Genomic DNA, 26,729 nt, shown 5'->3' with positions numbered 1-26,729 from the left:
GAGAGGAACAAGATTCACATGACCAACTTCCGATACGGGCCGGTCGAGCTCCACCTCGTCGGCTTCGAAGGTGAGCGGCCCGATCCGCGCACACTCGCGGCGCTCACCGACCTCCTCGACAGCGGCTTGGTCCGCCTTCTCGATTTCATCATCCTCCGCAAGGAGGAGGACGGCAGCACCACAGTCGTCGAGGTCGAGGAGAACGAGAAGGGCACCGGTTTCGACGAACTCGAGATCCTGTCTGCCGGCATCGTCGGCGAGGAGGACATCCAGGACTTCGCCGAGCAGATTCCGTCCGGGTCGTCAGCGGCACTGATCGCCCTCGAACTCGCGTTCGCACGCACGCTCGCGGAGAGCCTCGCCGCAGGAGGCGGCGTGGTTCTGCGCAGCGAACGAGTACCCGCCCCCATCGTCAACGCACTGCTCGACCTGGTCGAGCAGGAAGGAGAATGAGATGCCTTTCCGCAGAATGGGCCGCCCCGGCCTGATCGGACTCGCCGCACGCACCGCTGTCGTCGCAGGGACGGCTTCGGCCGTGTCCGGAGGCATGGCACGGTCGCAGCAGCGCAAGAGTCAGGAGCAGTACGAGCAGCAGCAGTACGAAGCCGCTCAGCAGCAGGCGCAGATCGACGCGGCGGCGCAGCAGGCGGCAGCCCAGTACGCTCCTCCAGGAGCAGCGCCGGCCGCAGCGCCCGCCCCAGCGGCTGCTCCGGCCGGCACGGATGTCGCGACGCAGCTGCAGCAGCTCGCATCGCTGATGCAGTCCGGCGTGCTCTCCCCCGACGAGTTCGCAGCAGCCAAGGCGAAGCTGCTCGGGTAAGCCGAATGGGCCCTGCAATCGGTCAGACGCTGCCCCTGGCGCTGGGAATCGCGATCAGTCCGGTGCCGATCATCGCGGCGGTGCTGATGCTGCTCTCGCCCAGGGCGCGAACGACGAGCGTCGGGTTCCTGATCGGCTGGGTGCTCGGCATCGTCATCGCGACGACGGTGTTCGTGCTGCTCTCACAGATCCTGCCGGGTATGACCGAGGCGGGCTCCAAGCCGATCCTGGGCGTCATCCAGTTGCTGCTCGGGACCGGCATGCTCTTACTCGCGTTCCGGCAGTGGCGGGGCCGGCCAGGCCCCGACGATGAGCCGCACATGCCGAAATGGATGCAGACGGTCGATCACATCTCGTTCGGCGGCGCGTTCGGCCTCGGCGCGCTGCTCGCCGGTGTGAATCCCAAGAATCTACTTCTCGCCGCGAGCGCGGGCGCGACGATCGGCAGCGCAGGCCTCAGCACCGGTGAGGTGACCATCACGGTTGCCGTCTTCACGCTCCTGGCGGCCTGCACCGTGCTGCTCCCGGTGATCGGCTATCTCGTGGCTTCGAAGAGCCTCGCCGGGACCCTGGACGAGCTCCGCGTGTGGCTCTCGAGGGAGAACGCGGTCATCATGACCGTTCTCCTTCTCGTTCTCGGTGTCGTGGTCATCGGCAAGGGCATCGGCAGTTTCTGATGCTGCCCTGACCGCGCGAGTGGATGAGAGGACATCATGGCGGAGGAATCCAGGTGGCATAGGGCGTTCGACGTCGTGACCGTGTTCGTGCTGTCGATCGTCGCCGTGCTCACGGCCTGGTGCGGGTTCGAGGCCTCCAAGTGGGGCGGCGAGATGTCGATCTCGTTCAGCCAGGCATCCAGCGCGCGTATTCAAGCGGCCGCAGCCGACGGCGAAGCGCGGGACGCCCGGCTGTACGATCTCACGATCTACGCCCAGTGGGTGCTGGCCGAGGCAGACGGGCGCGAGGAGCTCGTGGCCTTCATCGAGGAGCGCTTCTCCCCCGAGTTCCGGACCGCGTTCGACGCGTGGGAGGCGGGCGGGCGGAGCGAGCGCGGACCAATGGTGATGGCGGAGTATGTCCCGCCGGGCACGCTCGAGGCTCAGGAACTCTCGACGCGCGCCGATGCGAAGTTCGATGAAGCGCTCGTCAACAACCAGCGCGGAGACAACTACTCTCTCCTCACCGTGTTGTTCGCCCTTGTTCTCTTCCTGACCGCCATGTCGCAGCGCGATCTCACGCGCGGCATCCGGATGTCGCTGCTGATATTGGCCATCGTCGTCGCTGTCGCCGGATGCGTGGTGATGGTGACGTTCCCGGTGAAGATCTGAGGATGACATGATCGAATCCACCCATCTGCGCTCGTGGCGCGACACCGAGACCCGTCGGGCCATCGAATCGTTCGTCGAATCGGTCGCGACAGGGCCGGATGCTGTGCCCGCCGCAGAGCGTGTCGCCGTCTTCGACAACGACGGGACCCTGTGGTCGGAGAAGCCGATGATCACTCAGCTGCACTACGTCGTGCAGCAGTGGCGCGCCGCCGCCGAGGACGATCCTTCGCTCGCCGAGCGGCAGCCCTATCTGGCCGCCGTGAGCGGCGACCTCGGCTGGCTCGGAGCGGCGATCGACAAGCACTACGGCGGAGATGACGGCGACCTGACCGTTATCCTGGACGCACTCGTCGGCCTCACCGGCGGCATGAGCGTGGAGGAGTACGCGCAGTCCGTGCAGGCGTTCTACGCCTCGGCGCAGCATCCGACTCTCAAGCGCCCGTATGCAGACGTCGTCTACCGCCCGATGGTCGAGCTGATCCGCTATCTCGAGCACTACGGCTTCACCTGTTACATCGTCTCGGGCGGGGAACGCGATTTCATGCGACCGATGACTGAGGCGAACTACGGCATCCCTCCGGAGCGGGTGATCGGCTCCGCTTACGGCCTCACCTACGACGAAGATGCCGCAGAGGTCCGCTATGCCGCGTCGCTGACGTTCTTCGATGACGGCGCGCAGAAACCGATCCGGATCTGGAGCCGGATCGGCCGACGTCCGCTGTTCGCGGCCGGGAACTCGAACGGCGATATGGAGATGATGGATTTCGCGCGCCGCGGACCGCGCGCCGGCCTCGCCCTCCTCATCCATCATGACGACGACGCAGCCCGTGGTGACACCCCGTACGATTCGGGCGCCGAGAAGGCACTCGGGGCAGCGTCCGAGCGCGGCTACACGGTCGTCAGCGTGCGCGACGACTGGGCCTCCGTGTTCCCCGACGTCGCCCCGCCGGATGCAACATGAGCGCTCCCCCTGCGCAGGCCCGCACGCGGCGGCGGCTGCTGCTGCTGCCGACGCTCGCGGGATATCAGCGCTCCTGGCTGGTTTACGACCTCACTGCCGGGCTCGCAGCCGGCGCGGTGGTCGTGCCGCAGGCGATGGCTTACGCCACGATCGCGAACCTGCCGGTGCAGGTCGGGCTGTACACGTGCATCATCCCGATGCTCGTTTACGCGCTCCTGGGCGGCTCGCGCGCGATGAGCGTGTCGACCACGTCGACCATCGCCACCCTCACCGCCACGACCCTCGTCACGGCCGGGGTCGCCGCGGAGTCGGAGGATGCTGCCGGCACGCTGATGGCGCTGGCGATGCTGGTCGGGCTCATGCTGCTTGCGGCACGGCTGCTGCGGCTGGGTTCCCTGGTGGAGAACATCAGCGCCGCGACCGTGCTCGGCGTGAAGATCGGAGTGGGAGGCACGGTCGCCGTCGGGCAACTGCCGAAGCTGCTCGGCGAGGACGTCAACCCCTCCGGGGAGGGGTTCTTCCGCGCGATCGCGGGTGCCATCGAAGCGTTCGACAGGGTCAGCTGGCCGACCGTCGCACTCTCGATTGGCTCGGTTCTCGTGATCGTGCTGTGTAAACGCTTCGTGCCCCGGGTGCCGGGAACGCTCGTCGTGGTCGTTGTCGGCATCGTCCTGGTGTGGCTGACGGACATCGAGGATGCTGGAGTAGCGCTGATCGACCCTATACCCGCCGGCCTGCCGGTCCCGGGGATCCCCGACCTCTCGCACGTCGTCGCCCTGATCCCCGGCGCCCTCGCGATCGCCATCATGGTCTTCCTCGAATCCGCCGCGGTGGCGCGCAGCATCCGCCGAACATCCGAACCCGCGATCGACGCGGATCAGGAACTCCTGGCCGTAGGCGCGGCCAACATCGCGGGCGCCTTCTTCACTGTGCTGCCGGCGGCTGGCGGCTTCTCCCAGAGCGCCGTCAACCAGACCGCCGGCGCCAGGACACAGCTGGCTACGGTCGTGACGGTCTGCCTGGCGATCCTCGTCGCGCTCTTCCTCGGGCCGGCCGTCTCGCTGCTGCCGCAGGCGACGCTCGCCGCCATGGTGCTGGTCGCGGTCGCCGGTCTCATCGACATCCCGCTCCTGGTGCGCTGGGCCCGCATCAGCCCGCTGGACTTCTGGGTGGCTCTCGTCGTCGCCGTGCTCGGTCTGACCTCCGGCCTTCTCACGGCCGTCGCCGCCGGCGTCGTGATCACCCTGATCCTGGTCCTCAGGGAGCTGAACGTCCCGCAGCTGGACATCGTCGCCGAACGCGGCGCCGTGCTCATCGTCCTGCTGGGACGCGGCATGTACACGGCGAACGCGCTGTCGAACGAGCGGGCGATTATCGACCTCGTCACGAGCCGGCCAGTTCCGGTGCGCACCCTCGTGCTCGATGTGCGACGACTTTCCATCATGACCATCACCGTGCTCGACACGCTCGCCGACCTGGATCGGGAGCTCGCGGCGAAGGGCGTCACGCTGCACCTGGCAGCGCTGCCGGAGAAGGCTGTGGCGGTTGCGGCGAGGACCGCGTGGTACCAGGGCGTCGCCTCAGCCGGACGCGTCCACACGAGCGCCGAAGAAGGTCTCAGGGCAACGGAGTGAGTGCGCAGTCACCTTGCGCAGCGGAATCCGACGTGGGTCATCGCGGTGTCCTCGGCCTGCGCCGAGCGCGCAGCCGGCCGATAGCGAAGGCAGTACTCCGGCGCGCACAGGTGCGATCCGCCCTTGAGTACTCTTCGCGGGATGCGCGACCCCGGCTCTGCGGACAGCAGACTCGCACGCTCGCCCGCATCGACCCCGACGGTTCCTGGCAGGATATGGCGATGCGACCACAGATCGGTCGTCCACTCCCAGACGTTGCCGATCATGTCGAACAGCCCGTAGTCGTTCGCCGGGAATGTGCGGACCGGTGCGGTGCCGACCCAGCTGTCTGCACCGGTGTTCCGGTACGGGAACGACCCCTGCCAGGTGTCGGCCATGAGCCGTCCGCCCGGCTGCGGTTCGTTCCCCCAGGCGAACCTCCTGCCGACGTGGCCGCCACGCGCAGCCCATTCCCACTCCGTCTCGGTGGGGAGCCTCTTTCCTGCCCAGTCAGCGAACGCGGACGCGTCGTGGAACGCGATGTGCACGACAGGATGCTGCAGCCGATCGTCGACCGACGATCCCGGCCCGAACGGGTGGCGCCAGTGCGCTCCCGGCTCCCAGCGCCACCACTGCCGCCAATCCCGTAGATCCACCGGCCCCGCGGTCGGCGTGAACACCATCGCACCGGGCACGAGATCCTCCGGATCGACACTCGGATAGTCAGCCGGATCCATCGGTCGCTCTGCGATCGTGACGTAGCCGGTCGCATCGACGAACTCGGCGAACGCCTCATTGGTGACCGGGTGGTCATCCAACTCGAACGCGGCGACCTCCCGCTCGTGCACGGGACCCTCTTCGGGATAGAACTCGTCGGATCCCATGAGCAGCGTGCCGCCCGGGATCTGGATCATCACCGCCATGCCTCCAGGGTAGTGTCGCGCCCCCCTATCCTGGACAGGATGCGGTCGGTAGCCTGAACGAGTGACTCCCGGAGCGATCGGCGACGGTGCGCAGCCCCCGGCGCTATCACCAGGTCTGCGGACGGTGATCGCGCTGGCCGCAGCCGTCATCGTCCTGGCCGGGATGTGGCTCGGTCGCGATCTGGTCGCTCCGCTCGCACTCGCCGGAGTGATCGTCATCATCTGCCTTCCCGTGCGACACCGGCTGGACCGAGGCGGCCGGCCACGGTGGGTCGGCACCCTGGCGGTCGTCGCGACCGCGTGGGGCGTGCTCATCGCGCTCGCGCTGCTGCTCGCGCTGGCCGGCCTCCAGTTCGCGCGTCTGATCGACGACTACACCGCAGAGCTGCTCGCCGCCAGCCAGACTCTGGCGGAGTGGCTTCACGGCCTGGGGCTGACGCTGGAGGGTTCGTCGCAGAGCGCCGAGTTCCTTCAGCCGTCAGCGATCCTCGGGTTCGCAGCATCCCTCGCCGGCTCCCTGCTGTCGGTCCTCGTCGCACTGTTCTTCGTGTTCGCCTATCTGATCTACATGACAGTGGACGCCGCAAGGTACTCGCTCGCCGAGACCTCGTTCGGCCCGGCCGCCCGACCTGCGCTCACACGGTTCCGTCGCTTCGGTGCAGGCGTACGACGGTACTACCTGGTGAACGCCACGTTCGGCGCGGTCGTGGCGGTGGTCGACGGGCTGGCTCTTTGGGCGCTCGGAGTGCCCGCCCCGATCGTCTGGGCGGTGCTGGCGTTCGTGACGAACTTCATCCCGAACATCGGGTTCGTGATCGGGCTGGTTCCGCCCGCGATGCTCGCGCTGGTCGTCGGCGGGTGGCCCTTGATGGCGGCGGTGATCGTGATCTACTGCGCCGTGAACGTCGTGCTGCAGGTGCTGGTTCAGCCGAAGTTCGTCAGCGACGCTGTGAATCTGAGCCTGACGCTGACGTTCTTCTCCGTGATCTTCTGGACGTTCATCATCGGACCACTCGGCGCGGTTCTGGCCATCCCGCTCACACTGCTGGTGCGCGCGCTCCTCCTGGAGGGCGACCCCGGCTCCCGATGGCTGCGCTGGCTTTCGGGAGCCGCGGCATGAACCCTACTCGCGCGCGAGCGCTGCCCGTGCCTCGAGCTCGAGGTCGAGGTACTGCTCTTCGCTGACGTCGATACCGACACCGAGGAGCTTACCGGCCGTGAACGGGAACGGGTTCGTATACTGGCCGCTCACCGCATCGGCGCTGTCGTAGCCGACGCACAGCCCGTCGCCGCACAGCGTGAACTTCCCGGTCTGCGTGCGCATCGGGCCGGAGGCGACGACCTGATCGTCGACGTAGAGCTTGCACGTCCCAATCGACTCACCGTGCTCTCCTGCATCCTCGCGGATGAACTCCATACCGAGAGAGTGCGGACCGGCCGCAAGCGCCTCCGAGGTGAACGTCTGCTCCGGCGGGATGCCGAGGAAGTTGTACACGTAGGTGAGCTTGCCCTCTTTGATGAACAGCGAGTGACCGCCGAACCGCGAACCGTGCGCGAAGATGACGCCCTGAGTGCCATCCTCGATCACTACATCGGCGATGATCTTGAACGATCGACCGCGCACGCTCACGGCGACCGACTCGGGTACGGAAGTGGTTCCCGGGTAGTAGATGTACCGGTCGCGTGTCGGCTCCGCCTGCGGGCGCTCGATGGTCAGCTGCTCACGCGCGGAGCGGTCATCGAGCGGGTACACGAAGTTCGCCCTCGCTTCGACATCGAACGCCTCCTGCAGATCCCTGAGCTTCTCCGGGTGTTCGGCGGCAAGGTTCCTGGACTCGGAGCGGTCGACGTCTACGTGGTAGAGCTCCCACTCATCCTCGTCGAACCGGCCGTGCCCAGTCAGCGGTGCATGAACGGCAGCAGCCTTCCAGCCGTCCTTCCAGATACCGCGCGTGCCGAGCATCGCGTAGTACTGCACCTTCTTCTCCGTCGCAGCATCCGGCGCGGCATCGAAGGAGTACTTCATCGACACACCAGCAAGGGGGCGCTGCTCGACGCCGCGGTACACCTCGGGGAACTCGATGCCGATGACGTCCAGGATCGTCGAAACGATGTCGACGCTGTGATGGTACTGATGCCGCACCTCACCAGCCGCCTTGATGCCGGCCGGCCAGTGAATGATCATCGGATCTCCGGAGCCGCCGGCATACTGCGCGTAGCGCTTGAACATCTTGAACGGTGCCGAGAATGCAGCCGCCCACCCGGTCGGGTAGTGGTTGTAAGTCGCCTCGGAGCCCAGCGTGCCCATCTTGTCGAGGTTCTCCTGTAGATCGTCGGGAAACCCGTTGAAGAACTTGTTCTCGTTGACCGAGCCGTCCGGCGATCCCTCGCCAGATGCGCCGTTGTCGGCGCAGTAGAAGATGAGTGTGTTCTCGAGCTGACCCGATTCTTCGAGGTAGTCGATGATGCGGCCGATCTGCGTGTCGGTGTATTCGCTGAAGCCGGCGAAGACTTCCGCCATCCTGCTGAAAAGCCGCTTCTCGTCGTCCGAGAGCGAGTTCCACGGCTTGACGTGATCGGCCGGGTTCGCCTGCGCCTCTGGCATCGGGTTGAACTCAGTCAGGTTCGTGCCGGCGGGCAGTATGCCGCGCTCGACCATCCGCTCAAGCACCCACGTGCGATATGCGTCGTACCCGTCGTCGAACAGGCCCTTGTACTTCGCGATGTATTCCTCGGGCGCCTGGTGGGGCGCATGATTCGCCCCGGGGTTGTACCAGGTGAACCACGGCTTCGAGGGGTTGGAGGCATTCTGATCGCGGATCATCCGGATCGCCTGGTCAGCGAGATCTTTGGAGAGATGGTAGCCCTCTTCCGGTGTGTACGGCGGCTCGATGAACCGGTTGTCCTCGACGAGGTCGGGATACCACTGGTTGGTCTCGCCACCGAGGAAGCCGTAGAACCGATCGAAGCCCATCGCCAGCGGCCACTGCGACTTGCTGCCACCCGAGGAGATGTCTTCCTCCGGAACGTTGTGGTTCTTGCCCACCCAGAACGTGGAGTAGCCATTGTCCTGCAGAACCTGTCCGATCGTCGCGCATTCCTTCGGGATGCGCCCGGAATAACCGGGGAAGCCATTGGTGCCCTCCATGATCACGCCCATGCCGTTGGCGTGATGGTTGCGTCCGGTCAGGAACGTCGATCGCGTCGATGAGCAGATCGCCGTGGTGTGCCACTGTGTGTACGTCAGCCCGCCTTCCGCCAGGCGATCCAGCGCCGGCATGGTCACCCGACCGCCGTACGGCGACCACGTTGCCATGCCAGTGTCGTCGTACAGGATCACGAGGACGTTCGGCGCACCCTCCGGCGCTTTCGGGAGCTCATACGGACTCCAGTCCGGAGTCGAGTCCCGGATATCGACTTTGATTTCTCCGCCAAACTCAGCCTTGGATTCCGACACTTCTCGCTCCTTCGTTCGCGGGTCTGCTTCTGACGCCTTGCGCGTCACGCTATTCCCGCTCGCTGCGGATTCCCCGGCAGTTCACCCTCGGCGGGTGAGCGATGGCCAATCACCCGGCCCGGCCGTTAGCGTGAGGTAGATGCGGATCCCCCTCCGGCGCTGGTTCTCACGCAACACCCTCGGCAAAGACCTCGCCGCGGGCGCCGTGCTCGGCGTGGAGAGCGTGCCGGATGGCCTAGCCGCCGGGCTCCTCGCCGGAGTGAACCCGCTGGCGGGGCTGTACGCCTACCTGTTCGGGATGGTCGGTGCCGCGTTCTTCACCTCGAGCTCGTTCATGGCCGTGCAGGCGACGGGCGCGATGGCGCTGGTCGTCGCGGATGCCGATCTGGACAGCCGAGCGGATCCGGAGCGCGCCCTGTACACGCTCGCAATGCTGTCAGGCGCGGCGATGATCGTCGCGGGGCTGCTCAAGGCCGGCCGGCTCGTGCGATTCGTGCCGACCGCGGTGATGACGGGTTTCGTCACCGCGGTCGGCGTGAACATCGTGCTCGGTCAGCTGTCGAACTTCACCGGGTACCAGGCGGAGGGCGACAATCGCATCCTGCGGACCGTCGACACCCTCGTGCACGTCCTGCAGTGGAACCTGCCCGCCGTCATCGTGGGTTCGATCAGCATCCTGATCATCGTGTGCCTGCAGCCGACCCGCTTCGGCAGCCTCGGCCTCGTCGTCGCCGTCATCGTGGGCTCGGTGTGCGGCCTGATGCTGGCGCTCTGGATGGGGGCGCCGGTGGCCCAGCTGCGCGACGTCGTGGATGTCCCCCGCGGCCTGCCGCCCCCGGTGCTGCCGCAGATCGACGATGTGCTGTATCTGATCGTGCCGGCGTGTTCGCTGGCCTTCGTCGGGATCGTCCAGGGTGCCGGGGTCTCCGCCAGCATCCCGACCCCGGCCGGCCGGCCGCGCGCCGATCCGTCACGCGACATCGTCGGGCAGGGCATCGGGAACGTCGTGTCCGGACTGTTCCGCGGCATGCCGGTCGGAGGATCGATGTCCGCGTCCGCGCTGCTCGTCGCCGCCGGCGCGAAGACGCGGCTCGCCCTGTTCGTCGCCGGCGCCGTGATGGCGCTGGTCGTGTTGGTCGCATCCGATCTGGTCGCCTACGTGGCGATGCCCGCGCTCGCCGGGCTCCTCATCGTCGTCGGCATCAGCGCGATCAGACCCGGCCGGGTGTACTCCGTGATCCGGACTGGGCCCCTGCAATCCGCTGTCATGGCAGTGACCTTCGCGCTGACGCTGCTGATCCCCCTGCAGTTTGCCGTGCTCGCCGGCGTCGGCCTCGGCATCATCCTCTTCGTCGCTCAGGCGTCCAACCGGGTGAGGGTGCGCGAGGTGCGGATCTCGGACGACGGGCGGATGCGCGAGACCGATCCGCGTCCGGTCATCCCTCCCTCCGAGGTGGTCATCCTGCAGCCCTACGGGAGCCTGTTCTTCGCCAGCGCCCCGACGGTCGAGCGCCAGCTGCCCGCGGTCGGCCAGAGCTCGCGGCACTCCGTGGTCATCATCCGCCTGCGCGGCACCGATCAGATCGGACTCGCCCACATGGACGTCCTGGAGCGGTACGCCCGACTGCTCGCGGACTCGGACTCCGTGCTCAAGCTGGTGGTCAGTGAGAAGCGGCTCATGCAGCAGTTCACGGCCGTCGGCCTGACCGAGATCAGCGCGGACGACATCTATCGCGGTGACGAGTGGATCGGGCGGGCTCTGCGGCGCGCGTACGCCGATGCGCGCGCGTGGGTCGACGAGCAGAGCTGAGAGCCCTCACACCTCGTCCGGCGGCGTGAGCGGAGGCGAGGCCGGCTCACTGGTGACGGTGCCGGTCCAGGCGCTCGCGTCGATGAGCGATCCGACCGCTCGCACCACGGCATCCGTGACCGTCACGCCGTGCAGCGGGTGATGCCAGAACTGTAGGCGGGCGCTCACCCTGTCCGCCGAGAGCGTCGTCACGAGCGCCCGCGGATGCTCACGTTGGTGCACGCCGTCAGCGGAGCCGACCGCGTCGAGCAGCTGCTCGAGGATCATGTCGACGGCGACCCCGGAGCGCCGTACGCGTACCTCGACTTCGCTGCGCCGCGCACCGTGCGTGGAGTCGTTGATGATGGGCTCTCGCAGCACGGTCCCGTTCGGGACGTGGACCAGCCGCCCATCCGCCGTCGCCAGCACCACGGCGCGTCCGTTGAGTTCGATCACCGTTCCGGTGACTGGTCCGTCCGGTCCGTCGACCTGGATCTCGTCCCCCACCACGATCGGCTTACGGGTCTGCAGCAGCACACCGGCGGCGAAGTTGTCGGCGATGCCGCGCAGCACCAGCGCGAGGACCACCGCCACCACGACGACGATGGCGATCAGCGGCTGGATGTTCGCGCCGAGGAACGCGAGCGCGACGCCCACTCCCAGCAGGACGATCGTGTACTGCGTCAGGCGACCGGCGAGTGTCGCCACCGGGTCGGTGATCCCTGGCGTGCGATGCGCGAGCGCCCGCACTCCCCGCTTCGCGAACCGCGACAGCACCCAGCCGACGATCACGGCCGCGGCGGCGAGCCCGATGTCCCACCACGTCAGGCTCTCGGGGATCCAGTCGCTCAGCTCCATGCCGTCGAGGGTAGCGCCCGTCCGGGCGCTGGCGAGGTGTTTCCGCCCATGACGGGCGAGGACGGGGGCCTGTTCCGCTCGTCCCCTCCCGACGCTACGGTGTTGATATGTCGCTGCCCAGCTCCCCGTCACGCGCGTCGAGGTGGGCCCGATTCCAGCCGCCGCAGCGCCCCGCAGGACACGTCGATCGGCCGAGGGTGCAGACGCTGCTCGACGAGACGACGGCCCGTGAGCGCGTGACCGTGGTGACGGCGCCGAGCGGATACGGGAAGACCTCGGCGGTCAGCGCGTGGGCGACCGCGAACCCCGGCCAGGTGGCCTGGCTGACCCTCAGCGCGTTCGACGCCGATCCGCGCCGGCTCAGCACGGGGATCGTGCAGGCGCTGCAGTCGCTGGCGCGCTCCGGCGACACCGAGTTCGATGAGATCCTCACTGTCGATGCTGGGTCGGACGACACGGGCAACGCACTGGACACGCTCGCCGATGCCCTGGACGGCGCGGAGCGCCCGGTCTATCTGGTCATCGACGATGCGCACCGCGCGCAGGCCGCCCTCACCGACGGTCTGCTCGGCGCCCTGATCGACATGGGCCCTGAACCGCTGCGCATCATCGTCGTCGGCACGAGCTATGTCGAGCTCGCGCTGGCGCGCTGGGCGCTCACGCATCCGCTGTCGTCCATCCGTGCCGATCAGCTGGCGTTCGACCTGGACGAGATCGCCGGAATGCTCACGGGCGTCCGCACCGACGTCACACCGGAGATGATCTTCGAGGACACACGCGGCTGGCCCATCGCCATCCAGGTCGTCCAGCTCACCGGAGTGCCCCCGCTGTCCCGTGACGGTCACGATGAAGAGCTCATGCGCGACTACATCCGCGAGCACGTCCTCGGCGGGCTGCCGACGGAGCTCGCCCGCTTCGTGCTGCGCACCTCGATCTGCCCCGACCTCACGGTCGAGCTCGCCGTCGTGCTCGCCGGTCGCGAAGACGTCGAAGCGCTGCTGCACTCGTGCGTCACGATGGGCCTCTTCCTCGACAGGTTCGACACCGATCACGGGCCCGTCTATCGATGGCACTCGAAATTCGCACGCCACTGCAACGAGATCCTCGAGCTGGCCCAGCCGGGCAAGCGCGAACAGCTGCATCGCGCGGCAGCACGTTTCTTCGAGCCCACCGATCCGCTCACGGCCGTGCTCCACTGGATCGATGCCGGCGATTTCGACGCGGCGTTGTGCACCATCCATGCGCACTGGGTGGGGATTCTGGTGGGCGCGGAGTCGGCGATGCTCGAGCGGGTGTGCATGACGCTTCCCGAACCCCACGCGCAGGATCCGACGGTGCTGCTGGTGCGTGCCTGCGCACGGGACATCGCCGGCGCGACGGACGTCGCCAGGCTGCTGCTCGCCAGCGCCGTCTCACGCGCCGCCGAGATCGGCGATGACCCGGTGTTCGATCTCAGCCTGCCGCGCGCGCAGCTGTTCCTCCTCGACGATCGCGCCGAGGTGACCAGGGCGAGCACGATCGTGCAGTCGCAGATGCAGACGCCCGACGGCGGGAGCGTCCAGGATCACGCCGCCCTGCTCTATCTGCTCGGCTGGGCGGAGATGCGGCATCGCAACGAGCCCGAGCGCACCGTCCAGCTCCTCTCGGCGGCGGCGCAGGAGGCGCATGCCATCGGGGACGAGGTGCTCAAGCGCCGGGCGCTCAGTCACCTCGCCTTCGTCCTCGCGTGGACGGGGAATCTGACGCAGGCCGAACAGGTCCTCGCGGACCTCGGCGAGCGCGTCGATGACGACGGACCATGGCATCCTTATGCCGGTGGCGGCGCGTCGACGGCGGTCGGCCTGATCGGCTACCTCTCCGATGATCTCCCGCGCGCTACCCAGGCGCTCTCGCAGGTGCTCCGAGGGGGAAGCGGAAGGCGCACCTTCGCCGGCGTCGCGCGCATGATCCTCGCGTGGACCGCCGCGGCCTCGAAGGATCCGGGGGCGCGACGTCGCGCGGGGATCGAATTGCAGGAGATCCCACCGCAGGAGTCGCAGGGCGTGTCATGGGTCGCGTTCCGGCATGCCTCACTGGCTGCGCTCGCTGAGTCGGCAGGACAGCGCGATCGAGCCTTGGCGATCGCCGCACGGTACGTCGAGTCGGACAATCTGCCGCTGGTGAGCGTCATCCTCGCAGGGATCATCCGGCGCTCGGGCGACCCTCTGACGGCCCTGAAGATGCTGCGTCGCCTGGTCCGTTATCAGAGCATCTCGTACATCCAGGTGGCGACGCTGATCACCGGGGCGATGGTGCAGCGCCGCCGTGACAACGTCGAGCTCATGCACAGCCTCTGCGAGCAGGCGCTGGAGATCGCGGAGAAGGAGAACGTGCGTCGTCCGTTCTGCGACGGCGACCTGGAGATGCGGCAGCTGCTCACGGAGCACCTCGCGTGGGGCACCCAGTACGAGGATTTCGTCGCGGCATGTCTGCGTCCGCACGAGGCGAACTCACCTCTCGAACTGCTGTCCGAACGGGAGAAGACGGTCTTCGATCAGCTGCGGACGACCAGGACGATGGCCGAGATAGCACAGACCCTGGCGGTCTCGATCAACACGGTCAAGACGCATCAGCGCGCGATCTACCGCAAGCTGGGCGTCGCCTCTCGCCGCGAGGCGCTGCGCCTGCTCAGTTGAGCCGCTCGACCTCGCGGTCAGCGATGATGCGGTTCTTCGCCGCGACGAACTCGCCGTCGCTGAGGTCGCCGGAGCCGTGGAGCATCGCGAGCCGCTCCAGGTCAGTCGACACGTCCGGCACCCGTGCCGAGCTGAATCGCGAGACGGCGGCTTCGGCCTGCGCCACCGCCCGCACCGCCTCGTAGAGCAGCCGTTCGCGGTTGACCGGTGGTTCCGCGCTGCTGGCCGAGATGGTGCGAGTGCGCTCGGCGAGCGAGATCAGCCCTGGGCGTCCTGCTCTGTTCACTGTCGGCACGATGAGTCCCGTCGTGGAATGGTCATGGTCTCGTCACTGTTCCGAGGAGAGCTCGAGGATCGCGTTCGCGACCACCGCGGGAATCCGCTCGGTTCCGATCACGACGGCCCCCGACTCCGCGAACTGCTGGTCCAGCGCACGGGACCAGAGGGGCTCGAAGGCGATGACAGCGGCCGAAGTGCCCGGCAGCATCCGGTCGGCGAGAAGGCTGAGATCCTCATATCCAGCGAGGCCGCGCGCCCAGAGGTCGAGCCCGGCGAGAGCGAACTCCGCGCGATCGACCTCGCTGATGGTCACCTGATCGTCCGGCGACTTCTCGATGATGACGAAGTCGACGAGTCGAACAGTGCCGGCGTCCACCTGCGCTGCCAGCGACGCCAGGAATCCGGGCGAAGGACGCTCGGATTCCAGGGCGACGATGGTCAGCTCGACGGGGCCGAGGGTGAAGGGCTTCATCTCTCGCTCCCCATCGCATCCGGTGGCTAGGCCAGTGCCTTCGCCTTGAGCTGGGCGAACTCCGCATCGGTGATGGCACCGGAGGCGAGCAGCTGGGAGGCCTTCTCGATCTGCTGGGCAGGATCGGGGGCGCTGCCTGCGACGTCGCGGATGTACGCCTCCGACGCCGCGCGCTCCTCCTGGTACGTCTTCGCCGCTCGATCACCCATCTTGCCGCCGCGGGCGATCAGGTAGACGAGCACGGTGAGGAACGGCACGAAGACCAGGAACAGGATCCAGATCGCCTTCGCCCAGCCCTTCAGCTTGGGGTCGCGGATGATATCGATCAGCACGGTGAACAGTGCCATGAGGTAGGCGATGAAGATGTATGCCCAGAACATCCACCAGAAGATGGACCAGAGAGATTCCCAGAATGACATGTGGCTACCTTTCGTCGTGACGATCACGTCGTCGGTAGCATCGTGGCATCTCCCCCACCCGCGCACGGCGGGCCTCATCCTGCAGGGGTGAGTGCCTACGAGATGTTCACGAGATGCATCGCGCGAGAGGCATCCGTGATGCTCGAGGACAGCGACGGGTACGCGGCGAACACGCGTGAGACCTGATCGACGGTCAGGCGACGCTCCACTGCGACCGCGATCGGATAGATCAGCTCCGACGCCTTCGGTGCGACGATCACACCGCCGATCACGGTCCCCGAGCCCTTCCGCGCGATGATCTTCACGAAACCGTCCTTGATGCCCATCATCTTCGCGCGCGGGTTCGCAGCCAGTGGCAGCTTGTAGACGAGGCCGTCCATCTCCTCGAGATCGTTCTCGCCCCAGCCGACGGTGGCGATCTCAGGTGCGGTGAAGATGTTCGAGGTGATCTTCACCTTCTCCAGCGGGATGACGATGTCGCCGAGCGCGTGGAACACCGCCGTGCGGCCCTGCATCGAGGCGACGGATGCCAGCGGGAAGAAGTTCGTGCAGTCGCCGACGGCGTAGATGTTCGGAACCGATGTGCGGGCGACCTTGTTGACCCGCACATGGCCGGACTCGGTCAGCTCGACCCCGGCATCCTCCAGGCCGATGTCGGCGGTGTTCGGGATGGACCCTACGGCCATCAGGCAGTGGCTGCCCTCGACGGTGCGGCCGTCGGAGAGCGTGACCAGCACGCCGCTCTCGGTGCGCTCGACCGTGTTCGCACGGGATTTCGAGAGCACCGTCATCCCGCCGCGCTTGAAGACCTTCTCGAGCACGCGCGCGGCATCCTGATCCTCCCCTGGAAGCACCTGTTCACGGCTGGAGATCAGGGTGACCTTGGCGCCGAGGTTCATGTACGCCGAGGCGAACTCGGCGCCCGTGACGCCGGAGCCGACCACGATGAGGTGCTCCGGCAGCGCCTTCATGTCGTACAGCTGCGTCCAGGTGAGGATGCGCTCGCCGTCCGGCTTGGCGCTGTCGAGCTCGCGCGGCGATGCGCCGACCGAGACCACGATGGTGTCGGCCTCCACACGATCGAAGTCCGTGCCGCCGGGGCCGGTCGAGACGATGATCGCGTTGGGCCCCTCGAGGCGGCCGTGCCCGGAGAGGATGCGGACGCCGGACTCCAGCAGCGTCGAGCGCATGTCCTCCGACTGCTGGCCGGCGAGCGCCAGCAGACGCTTGTTGACAGCGGCGAGGTTGATCGCGACCTCGGGCTTGAGCGGCTTGCCCGCTGCGCCCTTGGCATAGAACTGCACCCCGAGATCGCTGGCCTCCGCGATGGCGACGGCGGCGTCCGCGGTGGCGATGAGGCTCTTCGAGGGCACGACGTCGGTCAATACGGCCGATCCGCCCACCCCGACCCGCTCGACGAGTGTCACCTCGGCGCCGAGCTGAGCGGCGGCGAGCGCCGCCTCGTAGCCGCCGGGACCGCCGCCGAGGACGGCGACGTGCTGAGTGCGCTCAAAGGGAGTCGAAGACATGGGTTCCATTCTTCCGCAATCCTCACTGACTTGCCGCCGCCTTCCTTAGAGTGGATCCATGACCGACATTCATGACAATCCCCTCAACGCTCCGGACGCAGACCCGTTCGAGATCGCAGCCCGAGCCGCCGCGGACATCGCGCGACTCACCGGGGTCGAGAAGCACGAAATCGCCCTCACGCTCGGCAGCGGGTGGGGCAAGGCGGCCGAGCTCATCGGCGAGACCGTCGCCACGATCCCCGCCACCGAGGTCACCGGGTTCTCCAAGCCCGCTCTGGAGGGCCACGTCGGCACGCTGCGCAGCATCCGCACCCCCGGTGGCAGGAACGTGCTCGTCATCGGCGCGCGCACGCACTATTACGAGGGGCACGGCGTCCGCCGCGTCGTGCACAGCGTCCGCACGGCAGCGGCTACCGGCGCTTCTATCATGGTGCTCACCAACGGCGCCGGGGGCGTTCGCGAGCGCTGGCAGCCCGGCCAGCCGGTGCTGATCAGCGACCACCTCAACCTCACCGCCGACTCGCCGCTCGAAGGCGCGAAGTTCGTCGACCTCACCGACCTGTACTCGCAGCGCCTGCGCGACATCGCGCGCACCGTCGACCCCTCGCTCGACGAGGGCGTGTACACCCAGTTCCGCGGTCCGCACTATGAGACGCCTGCCGAGGTGCAGATGGCGAAGCACATCGGCGGTCACATCGTCGGCATGTCAACCGCGCTCGAGGCGATCGCCGCCCGCGAGGCCGGCATGGAGATCCTCGGCTTCTCGTTGATCACGAACCTCGCCGCCGGCATCCAGAAGACCCCGCTCAGCCACGGTGAGGTCATCGAGGCGGGCAAGGCCGCGGAACCGGTGATCTCAGCGCTGCTCGCCCGAGTGGTGGAAGCGCTGTGAGCGACATGAGCGTCGAGGAGACGCTCGAGACCGCGCGCGCCTGGCTGCGTCAGGACCCGGATGCCGAGACCCGCGACGAGCTCGCCGGCCTCATCACGCGCGCGGCCTCCGGGGATACCGCGGCCGTAGCCGACCTCGACGACCGCTTCTGCACCCGTCTCGCCTTCGGCACGGCCGGCCTCCGAGGCGAGCTCGGTGCCGGAAGCAACCGGATGAACCGCGTGCTCGTATCGCAGGCCGCTGCCGGTTTCGCCGCGTACCTGCGCGAGCGCGCAGGCGGCGCCACCCCCGTGATCGTGATCGGCTACGACGGACGCCGCAACTCGCGCCGGTTCGCGCTGGACTCCGCCGAGCTGTTCGCCGGAGCGGGCCTCCGAGCGATTCTGCTCCCCCGTCTGTTGCCGACGCCGGTGCTGGCGTTCGCCGTGCGTCACCTCGGTGCGGATGCCGGCGTCATGGTGACCGCGAGCCACAACCCGCCGAACGACAACGGCTACAAGGTCTACCTCGGCGGCGCGGAGGGGGGATCGCAGATCGTCGCTCCCGCAGACGCAGAGATCGCCGCGCACATCCAGCAGGTCGCGGATGCCGGTGACATCGCCGCGCTCCCCCGCTCGACCGGGTACGAGGTCGCCGATGAGGACGTCGTCGACGCCTACGTCTCCGCCACCGCGGCCGTCGCCCCGGCGCCGGAATCCGCGCGGGGCATCACCTGGGTGTACACCGCGATGCACGGCGTCGGGTGGGAGACGTTCGCGCGGATCCTGGATGCCGCCGGCTACCCGCGCCCGAAGACGGTCGGCGAGCAGCTGAATCCGGACCCGATGTTCCGCACCGTCGCGTTCCCGAACCCGGAGGAGCCCGGCGCCATGGACCTCGCGTTCGCGGCAGCGCGCCGCACCGGCGCTGATTTCATCCTCGCCAACGACCCGGATGCCGACCGCCTGGCGGTCGCGATCCCCGACGAGTCCGCCGAGGGCGGCTGGCGCCGGCTCAGCGGAAACGAGATCGGCCTGTTGCTCGGGGCCCGCGCGGCCCGCGCCGCCGAGGGCACGGCGGGAGCATCGCTCGCGTGCTCGCTGGTCTCCTCGCCGGGGCTCGGCGCGATCGCCGCGCACCACGGCCTCGACTTCCACGAGACGCTGACCGGATTCAAATGGATCTCGCGCGCCCCCGGCATGGTGTTCGGGTATGAGGAGGCGCTCGGCTACCTCGTGAATCCGGAGACCGTCCGCGACAAGGACGGCATCTCCGCCGCCATCGCGGTGCTGGGTCTCGCCGCCGAAGCCCGCGAACGCGGCGAGACGCTCGCGAGTCTGCTCGCCGACCTCGGGGAGACGTACGGGCATTTCGCGAGCGGGCAGGTCTCGGTGCGGGTCGACGATCTCGCGGTCATCGGCAAGGTCATGCTGGCGCTGCGGACGCTTCCGCCGACCAGGATCGGAGAGACCGCGGTGGCGTCGGCCGAAGACCTGCTGCAGGCGGATCCCGGTCAGCCCTCCGGCGACGTGCTGCGCTACCGTCTCGCCGACGGCTCGCGCGTGATCGTGCGCCCCAGCGGCACCGAGCCGAAGCTCAAGGTCTATCTCGACGCGCAGGCCCCGTCGGCCGAGGCGGCGGCGGGCGTCGTCGCCGCGCTCGAGACCGGCGTGCGCGCGCTGCTGGAGGAGCGCTCCTGATCCTCTCCCTCGTCGGAGTCGCTGCCTTCGTCGCGGGGGTCGTACAGCGCGTGACCGGGCTCGCGTTCGTGCTCGTGCTGATCGGCCCGATCGTGCTGGTGTACGGAGCGGTCGAAGGCGTGACTCTCGCCGTGCTGCTGGCGGTGATCGCCTCGGTGTTCGCCCTGCCGTCGGCATGGCGCGATGTGGACTGGGCCCGAACGCTGTGGCTGCTCGGTGCCGGCCTTCTCGCGGCGCCGTTCGGTGCGCTGATGACACGGCTTCTGCCGGAACCGGCCCTGTTGTTCGTGATCGGGGCCATGGCGATCATCGCCCTCCTCGGTCCCCGGCTGAGCGGCCCGGCTGCCGCGATGCTACGGGGACGGCGGGGCGCGATCATGGCGGGAGCTGCAGCCGGCTTCATGCACAGTTCGAGCGGGCTGTCCGGTCCCGCACTCGCCGCCTACGCGATCAGCGATCGATGGGAGCAGCGCCGGTTCGCGGCGAGCGCTCAGGTGATCTTCCTCGGCTACGGGCTCATCTCCGTGGCCCTTCGAGGTCTGCCGGTCTCTCCGACGTGGGAGGTGCTCGTGCTGGGCGCGTGCACCGCAGGCGGCATCATCGGCGGCGCACTGCTCGTGCGGATGATTCCGGTGGCGCTTGCTCGCGGAGTGATGCTGTGGTGCGCATGGATCGGCGCGCTGGTCGTGCTGGTGCGGGCGATCCTGGCCGTCACGGTGTGAGCATCGGTAGCATCTCTCGGAGAGGAGGCCTCGATGCCGATCAGACACGTGGTCGTCAGCGCGCACAACGGCATGCACGCCAGGCCGGTCGCCGAGCTGGCGCGGCTGGCGATCGACCATGCGCATCCGATCACGCTGACCACGGCGGCGGGAGTGACGGTCGACGTCGGCAGCGTCCTCGCCGTGATGGACCTCGCACTGAATTCCGGGGATGAGGTCCGGCTCGAGACGCCGGCATCGCCGTCGGCCGAGGAGGTCCTCGACGACCTGGCCGCGGTGCTCGACCCGCGGCGCTGATCAGCCGTCGATCACGGCGACGAGCTCGTCGAGGAACGCCTCGAAGGTCGTACCCCTGCGGACGATCCGCTGCACGCTCTCGCGTTCGCTGAACACCTCGACCAGCTGCTCGAACACGGTCTGGAACGCCGTGCGATCGCTCTCGCTGAACGCGGCGAGCGCGACGACCTGCACGCGCCCGTCGCCCCAGGCGACCGACCCGTCCGCGACGCCGATGGCGATGGCGGTGCGCTCCGCGGTCATCTGCAGCGCGTGGGGCACGGCCAGCGCATCGGTGAACGCGGTCGACGACATCCGCTCGCGGGTGATGGTGTTCTCGACGTAGTCGTCGCCGATCAGACCGGATGCCGTCAGCATCCCGCCGAGGCGCCGGATGATGGCCTCCGCGCCCTCGTCCGGCAGCGGATGCAGGTAGGCGTCCGGGGAGAAGTACCGGGCCAGCTCCTCCCGCAGCCGGTTCAGGCGCCGGGCACGGCGGAGCCGCGCGGCGGTCTGCGACACCCGCTCCACGTCGGCGTCGGTGAGGAACGGCTGGATGCGCACATAGCGATCGCTGCTCGCACCGGGGTCGATGGTCGTGAGCACCAGGTCGGTGCCGATGCTCCCCCAGTCGGGGTCGACGGTGGTGACGACGCCCGTCACCTCGACCGCTGAGCCCAGCGACCTGTCCACGCTCGAGCGCAGCAGCTCGTGCAGTTCGTAGTAGCCCGGGCACACGATGGTGGCGGTGAGGATCGACTCGGCCTTGCGGCTGCGCTCGAGCCGCCCGCCGATGTGCATGGCGATGTAGGCGATCTCGTCGTCGTGGATCGGTGCGCCGAGCCGGTCGTGCAGGCCGCTGGCGATGGACACCGCGACCTCGAAGATCATCGGGTACGACGACTTCAGGGAACGGGTGAGCGGGTTGCGGGTCCACGCCTGCTCATCGGCGCGGCGCAGCAGGTTCTGCACGTGCAGGGCCAGGCGCAGGATGAACTTCTCGTCGACGAGGTCGACCTGGTAATCGGCGGCGGCCTGCACGATCTCGGTGCGCACCGCGGTCTCGATCGCGGGGTCCACTCCGCTGCGCACGGCGTCGGCGGCGGCATCCTGCCCGGGCGCGATCGCCCGCGTCAGCACGAGAGTCGCGAGGTGGGCGCTGTCGCCCTCCCCCAGCGCGACGCCGAAGTGCTCGGCGGCCAGGTCGCGGATGACGGCGCCGAGCTTCGGGATCTCTTCCCAGGTGCCAGCGACCGGCGTCTCCAGCGCGCGCCCCGCCGAGACGCGATCGGCGGCGATCGCGATGTGCAGCAGCACGTCCGAGATCGCCAGCTCGTTGACGTAGTACCCGAGCGCGCCGAGCTCCCGCACCAGCGCCGTCTTGAACGGCCCCACGGCGTGCGCGGCGACGGCCGTGCCGGTCAGAGCGCGGCGGATGCTCTCGGGGTGGAAGGAGCCGGCATCCATCTCGTCGTGCGCGAGTCTGCTGAGCAGCCGCCGCTGGGCGACCTCCGCCCCGCGCAGGCGCACGGTCTCGCGGTCACGCTCGAGCCGCAGCTCCATGCCGTCGAGCAGGCCGCGCACGCGCGCGAGGTCGGACTCCAGGGTCGCTTCGCTGACATGCAGCCGGTCGGCCGTCTCGTACACGTCGATCCCGTCCTCAGCGTCCAGCAGCATCCGCACGACGGCGTGGAGGCGGTCGCGCGGCGCGGATTCCCCGGTCAGGCGCGTACGCAGCGCATCGTGCGCGCCCGGCCCCGCTCGGTACCCCGCCGGCCCGGACTCGACGGCGTCGGCGTTCGGCGTCCTGGCGTTAAGGGCCGCGACGTACGAGCGGATGCTGCGCGGCGTCACGCCGAGCAGGTCGGCGAGGCTCGCGGCGGTGGCCCAGTCGTCCTGCCGGAGCAGGGTCTGCAGGAGCCGGTCCTGACGCTGTCGCGACATGCCTCCCATGATGCCAGCACGCGTGCGTCCCGGGGGCGACGGGCGCAGGTTCCGCAGGGGCGGAAAGGAACGTGGTGGCACCCCTCTCAGCCTTTTCCCAGAATGGAGAGAGCGTCCGAGAGGCGTGCGGAAGAGGTGGCATCGATGATGATCCTGGTGGTGTGCGGCGCGGGCGCGTCGAGCACCTTCGTCGCCCAGAGGCTGCGGCGGGCAGCGACCGCCGCCGGCCGTGAGTGGCAGACCGCCGCCGGCACCGAGGCCACCATCTCCTCCGCCTTCGCCGACCTCGTGCTCATCGGCCCGCACCTCAAAGATCGCGTGGATGCGATCCGCGCGGCGACGTCCGCCCGCGTCGCGGTGCTGCCGGAGGACGTCTTCGGCGACCGGGACGGCACAAGGACCCTCGCGATCGCCGAGGCGACGCTCACTGACTCCCCATCCACCGCGAAAGGAACATCATGACCGAGATCTCACGCACCGTCCGCATCGGCTCCTCCCACGGGCTGCACGCCCGCCCGGCGAAGCTGTTCGCGCAGGCGGCGAAGGACGCCGGCATCCCGGTGACCATCGCGAAGGACTCCGGCAAGCCGGTCAACGCCGCCAGCATCCTCGGCGTCATCGCCCTCGCCGTCGAGCACGGCGACTACGTCACGCTCACCGCTGACGGCGACGGCGCGGAGGGCGTGCTGGACACGCTGACCGAGCTGCTCACGACCGACCACGACCAGGAGCCCGCCTGATGACCGAGCTGCGCGGGGTGGGCATCGGCCAAGGCGTCGCCCAGGGACCGGTGACGCGGATGGCGGACGCGCTCCCCGCCCCGGAGAACACGCCGAGCGCCATCGGAGCGGATGCCGAGCGCACCCGCGCTCGCGAGGCCGTCGCCGCGGTCGCCACCGAGCTCCAGCAGCGCGCCGCGACCGCCGGCGGCTCCGCACAGGAGGTTCTGGAGGCCCAGGCGATGATCGCCGAGGATCCGACCCTGCAGGACGAGGTGGACGCGCGCATCGACGACGGCGGCACCGCGGAGTGGGCGGTGCACGACGCGTTCGCCGGCTTCCGCGCGACCCTCGAAGCGGTCGGCGGCTACCTCGGCGAGCGCGCGGCCGACCTCGACGACATCGCCCAGCGCGTCCTCGCGCACCTGCGGGGCGTCGACGCCCCCGGCGTGCCCGACCCCGGTCACCCGTTCGTCCTGGTCGCACGCGACCTCGCCCCCGCCGACACGGCACTGCTGAACCTCGAGCAGGTGCTCGCCCTCATCACCACCGACGGCGGGCCGACCTCGCACACGGCGATCCTCGCCAGGGAGAAGGGCATCGTCGCGATCGTCGGCGCGGTGGAGGCGGCGGCACTCGAGAACGGCACCACTGTGATCGTGGACGCCGCCGCGGGCACCGTCACCACCGACCCGTCCGCCGAGCAGCTCGCGCGCGCTGCGGCACGGGCCGCGGCACGGGCCGCAGCGGTCGACGCACTGCCCTCCCCCGGCGCCCTCGCCGACGGCACCGCGATCGCGCTGCTGGCCAATCTCGGCAAGCCCGCGGACGCCGCGGACGCCGTGGCCAGAGGCGCCGAGGGGGTAGGACTGTTCCGGACCGAGTTCCTGTTCCTCTCCGCGTCCCAGGCACCCACCGTCGCGGAGCAGAGCGCGACCTACCGCGAGCTGCTGGCCGCGTTCGGCGACAAGAAGGTCGTCGTGCGGATGCTGGATGCCGGTGCCGACAAGCCGCTGGCCTTCCTCAACGACGCGCACGAGGAGAACCCCGCGCTGGGGCTGCGGGGCCTGCGCTCCCTGCGCGCCAGCGAGGACATCCTCCGCGAGCAGCTCACGGCGCTCGCAGAGGCGGATGCCGCCACGGACGCCGACCTGTGGGTCATGGCCCCCATGGTCACCACAGTCGAGGAGACGAAGTACTTCACCGATCTCGCCCGCGAGTACGGGCTGAAGACCGCAGGCGTGATGGTGGAGGTGCCGGCAAGCGCTCTGCTGGCGGACCGCGTGCTCGCGCACGCCGACTTCGCCTCGATCGGCACGAACGATCTCACGCAGTACACGATGGCCGCCGACCGCATGCTCGGCTCGGTCGCGGGATTCCAGGACCCGTGGCATCCGGCGGTGCTGCGCCTTGTCAGCGAGGTCGGCGCCGCCGGCGCCCGCACGGGTAAGCCGGTAGGCGTCTGCGGCGAGGCCGCCGCAGATCCGCTCCTCGCGCTGGTCCTCGTGGGCCTCGGTGCGACGAGCCTGTCAATGGCCCCGGCGGCACTCGCCGATGTCAGACTCGCGCTCTCCGAGCGCACCCTCGACGAGGCACGCAGCCTCGCCGAGATCGCACTGGCGGCCGATGACGCCGCCGGTGCACGCAAAGCCGCGGCAGAAGCCGCCGCGGCCCTACCCTCCCACCAGAAAGAGACGACATCATGACGACGACGTCAACCGAGGCGCCCCGCAAGGGCGGCCTCCGGATCGGAGTGCAGAGGTTCGGCACCTTCCTCTCCGGCATGATCATGCCGAACATCGCCGCCTTCATCGCATGGGGATTCATCACCATGCTCTTCATCCCCGCCGGATTCTTCGGCGCTGAGAGCCCCTTCGGATGGCATTGGGTGGGCGTCGCCGAGATCATCGGCGGTGGCGGCGACTCCGGCGTGATCCTGTGGCAGGGCGCCATGACCGCCGTGGCCGAGGGCGACGGCGGGAACATCCTCGCCTACGTCGGACTCGTGGGCCCGATGGTCACCTACCTGCTGCCGCTGCTCATCGCGAACACCGGCGGACGCATGGTCTACGGCGAACGCGGCGGCGTGGTCGCCACGATCGCGACCATGGGCGTCATCGTCGGCACGAACATCCCGATGTTCCTCGGCGCGATGATCATGGGCCCGCTCGCGGCCTGGATCACCAAGCAGATGGACAAGCTCTGGGACGGCAAGATCCGCGCCGGCTTCGAGATGCTGGTGAACAACTTCTCCGCCGGCATCCTGGGCATGATCCTCGCCATAGCGGGCTTCTTCGCCTTCGGCCCCGTCATGCTCGGCATCAGCACCGTCCTCGGCACCGCCGTCGACTGGCTGGTCTCGCTCAACCTGCTGCCGCTGGTGTCGATCATCGTCGAACCGGCGAAGGTGCTGTTCCTGAACAACGCCATCAACCACGGCGTGTTCACGCCGCTCGGCATCGAACAGGCCACCGAGACCGGCAAGTCGATCCTGTTCCTCATCGAGGCCAACCCCGGACCCGGTCTCGGACTGCTGATGGCGTTCACGTTCTTCGGTGTCGGTGCTGCCAAGGCCTCCGCGCCGGGAGCGGCGATCATCCAGTTCTTCGGTGGCATCCACGAGATCTACTTCCCGTACGCGCTGAGCAAGCCGCTGACGATCCTCGCCCTCATCGCCGGTGGCGCCTCCGGTGTCACGACGAACATGCTCCTGGGCGGTGGGCTCGCGTTCCCCGCCGCTCCGGGAAGCATCATCGCCGTGACCGCAGCCGCCATCGGCCCCGGCGTCTGGAACCTGGTGGTCGTCTACCTCTCGGTCATCATCGCGGCCGTCGTGACCTTCCTGATCACCGCTGTCATCCTGCGGGCATCGCGTAAGCGCGACCTCGCGGCCGAGTCCGACTCGTTCGGCGCCGCCATCGCGCAGACCGAGGCGAACAAGGGCAAGAAGTCCGAGCACCTGTCCAACCTCGCCGCGAGCGCCGGCACGGGTGCAGCTGCGGGCGCGGCGACCACCGCCGTCGCCACCGCGCCGATCCAGAACATCGTGTTCGCGTGCGACGCCGGTATGGGGTCGTCCGCGATGGGCGCGAGCGTGCTGCGCAACAAGCTGAAGAAGGCCGGGATCGAGGACGTCAAGGTCACCAACCAGGCCATCGCAAACCTCGACGGCACCGCCGACCTGGTGATCACGCAGCAGCAGCTGACGGATCGCGCGAAGGGCAAGTCCCCGAACTCGGTGCACGTGTCGGTCGACAACTTCATGAATGCGCCGCAGTATGAAGAGGTCGTCGAGATGGTGCGCGAGCAGAAGGAATCCGGCGAGTAATCCCATTCGGCGGGGCGGATGCGCGCAGCATCCGCCCCGCCCCACA

25 protein-coding genes are annotated in these 26,729 nt (G+C 68.6%); 17 read left to right on the top strand and 8 right to left on the bottom strand.

All coding sequences use genetic code 11. The features are described 5' to 3' along the window. The first annotated feature begins 18 nt into the window (after positions 1-18). Genes IM776_RS05445 through IM776_RS05420 form a run of 6 tightly spaced genes read left to right on the top strand, consistent with a single transcriptional unit; the run spans position 19 to position 4,743 of the window. Positions 19-453 (top strand): DUF6325 family protein, encoded by a 435-nt coding sequence (locus IM776_RS05445; RefSeq protein WP_194421987.1) that lies wholly within the window; start codon positions 19-21, stop codon positions 451-453. A 1-nt stretch (position 454) separates the two neighbouring features. After that, positions 455-820 (top strand): SHOCT domain-containing protein, encoded by a 366-nt coding sequence (locus tag IM776_RS05440; protein WP_194421986.1) that lies wholly within the window; start codon positions 455-457, stop codon positions 818-820. 5 nt (positions 821-825) lie between these two features. Continuing rightward, positions 826-1,497, top strand: coding sequence for a GAP family protein (locus IM776_RS05435; protein WP_194421985.1), 672 nt, complete (start codon positions 826-828; stop codon positions 1,495-1,497). A gap of 36 nt (positions 1,498-1,533) precedes the next feature. Continuing rightward, the gene (locus IM776_RS05430; RefSeq protein ID WP_194421984.1) at positions 1,534-2,148 is read left to right on the top strand and encodes a hypothetical protein; all 615 of its coding nucleotides are present in this window, start codon (positions 1,534-1,536) and stop codon (positions 2,146-2,148) included. A gap of 7 nt (positions 2,149-2,155) precedes the next feature. Further along, positions 2,156-3,109 (top strand): HAD family hydrolase, encoded by a 954-nt coding sequence (locus IM776_RS05425; RefSeq protein WP_194421983.1) that lies wholly within the window; start codon positions 2,156-2,158, stop codon positions 3,107-3,109. Further along, entirely contained in the window at positions 3,106-4,743 is a 1,638-nt protein-coding gene (locus tag IM776_RS05420; RefSeq protein ID WP_194421982.1) for a SulP family inorganic anion transporter, read from the top strand. Before IM776_RS05425 ends, IM776_RS05420 begins: the two co-directional genes overlap by 4 nt. 8 nt (positions 4,744-4,751) lie before the next feature. On the opposite strand, the gene IM776_RS05415 is transcribed toward IM776_RS05420, so the two are convergent. Continuing rightward, complete coding sequence (locus IM776_RS05415) at positions 4,752-5,645, bottom strand: formylglycine-generating enzyme family protein (protein WP_228479932.1); 894 nt, start codon at positions 5,643-5,645, stop codon at positions 4,752-4,754. 61 nt (positions 5,646-5,706) lie between these two features. Between IM776_RS05415 and IM776_RS05410 the strand changes: the two genes are divergently transcribed. After that, entirely contained in the window at positions 5,707-6,765 is a 1,059-nt protein-coding gene (locus tag IM776_RS05410; protein WP_228479931.1) for an AI-2E family transporter, read from the top strand. 3 nt (positions 6,766-6,768) lie between these two features. Here the strand turns inward: IM776_RS05410 and IM776_RS05405 are convergent, their stop codons facing one another. After that, on the bottom strand, positions 6,769-9,102 hold the full coding sequence (locus IM776_RS05405) for an arylsulfatase (protein ID WP_194421981.1): 2,334 nt from the start codon (positions 9,100-9,102) through the stop codon (positions 6,769-6,771). Between the two features lie 139 nt (positions 9,103-9,241). Between IM776_RS05405 and IM776_RS05400 the strand changes: the two genes are divergently transcribed. After that, positions 9,242-10,912: a SulP family inorganic anion transporter gene (locus IM776_RS05400; RefSeq protein ID WP_194421980.1), complete on the top strand. Its 1,671-nt coding sequence runs from the start codon at positions 9,242-9,244 to the stop codon at positions 10,910-10,912. 6 nt (positions 10,913-10,918) lie between these two features. On the opposite strand, the gene IM776_RS05395 is transcribed toward IM776_RS05400, so the two are convergent. Next, on the bottom strand, positions 10,919-11,749 hold the full coding sequence (locus IM776_RS05395) for a mechanosensitive ion channel family protein (protein ID WP_194421979.1): 831 nt from the start codon (positions 11,747-11,749) through the stop codon (positions 10,919-10,921). A gap of 107 nt (positions 11,750-11,856) precedes the next feature. Between IM776_RS05395 and IM776_RS05390 the strand changes: the two genes are divergently transcribed. Then, positions 11,857-14,424, top strand: a complete 2,568-nt coding sequence (locus IM776_RS05390) for a winged helix-turn-helix domain-containing protein (protein WP_194421978.1) — start codon at positions 11,857-11,859, stop codon at positions 14,422-14,424. Here IM776_RS05390 and IM776_RS05385 read toward each other — a convergent pair. The 4 genes from IM776_RS05385 to IM776_RS05370 all read right to left on the bottom strand — a co-directional run bounded on the left by IM776_RS05385 (position 14,417) and on the right by IM776_RS05370 (position 17,132). Next, complete coding sequence (locus IM776_RS05385; protein ID WP_194421977.1) at positions 14,417-14,710, bottom strand: hypothetical protein; 294 nt, start codon at positions 14,708-14,710, stop codon at positions 14,417-14,419. The genes IM776_RS05390 and IM776_RS05385 overlap by 8 nt on opposite strands. Before the next feature lie 42 nt (positions 14,711-14,752). Next, positions 14,753-15,175 carry a DUF6325 family protein gene (locus IM776_RS05380; protein WP_194421976.1) on the bottom strand — a complete coding sequence of 141 codons (423 nt, stop codon included), beginning with the start codon at positions 15,173-15,175 and terminating at the stop codon, positions 14,753-14,755. Between the two features lie 26 nt (positions 15,176-15,201). Further along, positions 15,202-15,594, bottom strand: a complete 393-nt coding sequence (locus tag IM776_RS05375; protein ID WP_194421975.1) for an SHOCT domain-containing protein — start codon at positions 15,592-15,594, stop codon at positions 15,202-15,204. Between the two features lie 95 nt (positions 15,595-15,689). Beyond that, positions 15,690-17,132, bottom strand: coding sequence for an NAD(P)H-quinone dehydrogenase (locus IM776_RS05370; RefSeq protein ID WP_194421974.1), 1,443 nt, complete (start codon positions 17,130-17,132; stop codon positions 15,690-15,692). Between the two features lie 49 nt (positions 17,133-17,181). Here IM776_RS05370 and IM776_RS05365 point away from each other — a divergent pair, with 49 nt between their 5' ends. From IM776_RS05365 to IM776_RS05350, 4 genes are read left to right on the top strand one after another with little or no spacing between them, the layout of a single operon-like run. Next, complete coding sequence (locus IM776_RS05365; RefSeq protein ID WP_194421973.1) at positions 17,182-18,015, top strand: purine-nucleoside phosphorylase; 834 nt, start codon at positions 17,182-17,184, stop codon at positions 18,013-18,015. Between the two features lie 5 nt (positions 18,016-18,020). Beyond that, entirely contained in the window at positions 18,021-19,694 is a 1,674-nt protein-coding gene (locus tag IM776_RS05360; protein WP_194422519.1) for a phospho-sugar mutase, read from the top strand. Continuing rightward, on the top strand, positions 19,691-20,416 hold the full coding sequence (locus IM776_RS05355; RefSeq protein WP_323741060.1) for a TSUP family transporter: 726 nt from the start codon (positions 19,691-19,693) through the stop codon (positions 20,414-20,416). The genes IM776_RS05360 and IM776_RS05355 overlap by 4 nt, the downstream gene beginning before the upstream one ends. Positions 20,417-20,449: 33 nt before the next feature. Beyond that, positions 20,450-20,713, top strand: coding sequence for an HPr family phosphocarrier protein (locus IM776_RS05350; protein WP_194421971.1), 264 nt, complete (start codon positions 20,450-20,452; stop codon positions 20,711-20,713). Here the strand turns inward: IM776_RS05350 and IM776_RS05345 are convergent, their stop codons facing one another. Next, complete coding sequence (locus tag IM776_RS05345) at positions 20,714-22,636, bottom strand: BglG family transcription antiterminator (protein WP_194421970.1); 1,923 nt, start codon at positions 22,634-22,636, stop codon at positions 20,714-20,716. Positions 22,637-22,738: 102 nt separating this feature from the next. Here IM776_RS05345 and IM776_RS05340 point away from each other — a divergent pair, with 102 nt between their 5' ends. Genes IM776_RS05340 through IM776_RS05325 form a run of 4 tightly spaced genes read left to right on the top strand, consistent with a single transcriptional unit; the run spans position 22,739 to position 26,683 of the window. Beyond that, entirely contained in the window at positions 22,739-23,098 is a 360-nt protein-coding gene (locus tag IM776_RS05340; RefSeq protein ID WP_228479929.1) for a PTS sugar transporter subunit IIB, read from the top strand. Further along, entirely contained in the window at positions 23,095-23,376 is a 282-nt protein-coding gene (locus IM776_RS05335) for an HPr family phosphocarrier protein (protein WP_147037511.1), read from the top strand. The genes IM776_RS05340 and IM776_RS05335 overlap by 4 nt, the downstream gene beginning before the upstream one ends. Next, entirely contained in the window at positions 23,376-25,061 is a 1,686-nt protein-coding gene (ptsP, locus tag IM776_RS05330; RefSeq protein ID WP_194421968.1) for a phosphoenolpyruvate--protein phosphotransferase, read from the top strand. The genes IM776_RS05335 and ptsP overlap by 1 nt, the downstream gene beginning before the upstream one ends. After that, positions 25,058-26,683 (top strand): PTS mannitol transporter subunit IIBC, encoded by a 1,626-nt coding sequence (locus IM776_RS05325; protein ID WP_228479928.1) that lies wholly within the window; start codon positions 25,058-25,060, stop codon positions 26,681-26,683. The genes ptsP and IM776_RS05325 overlap by 4 nt, the downstream gene beginning before the upstream one ends. Positions 26,684-26,729: the final 46 nt, after the last annotated feature.

It is taken from the genome of Microbacterium abyssi, assembly GCF_015277895.1.
GTDB classification, from domain to species: Bacteria; Actinomycetota; Actinomycetes; order Actinomycetales; family Microbacteriaceae; genus Microbacterium; species Microbacterium abyssi.
This window is presented reverse-complemented; position numbering and strand designations above follow the sequence as displayed.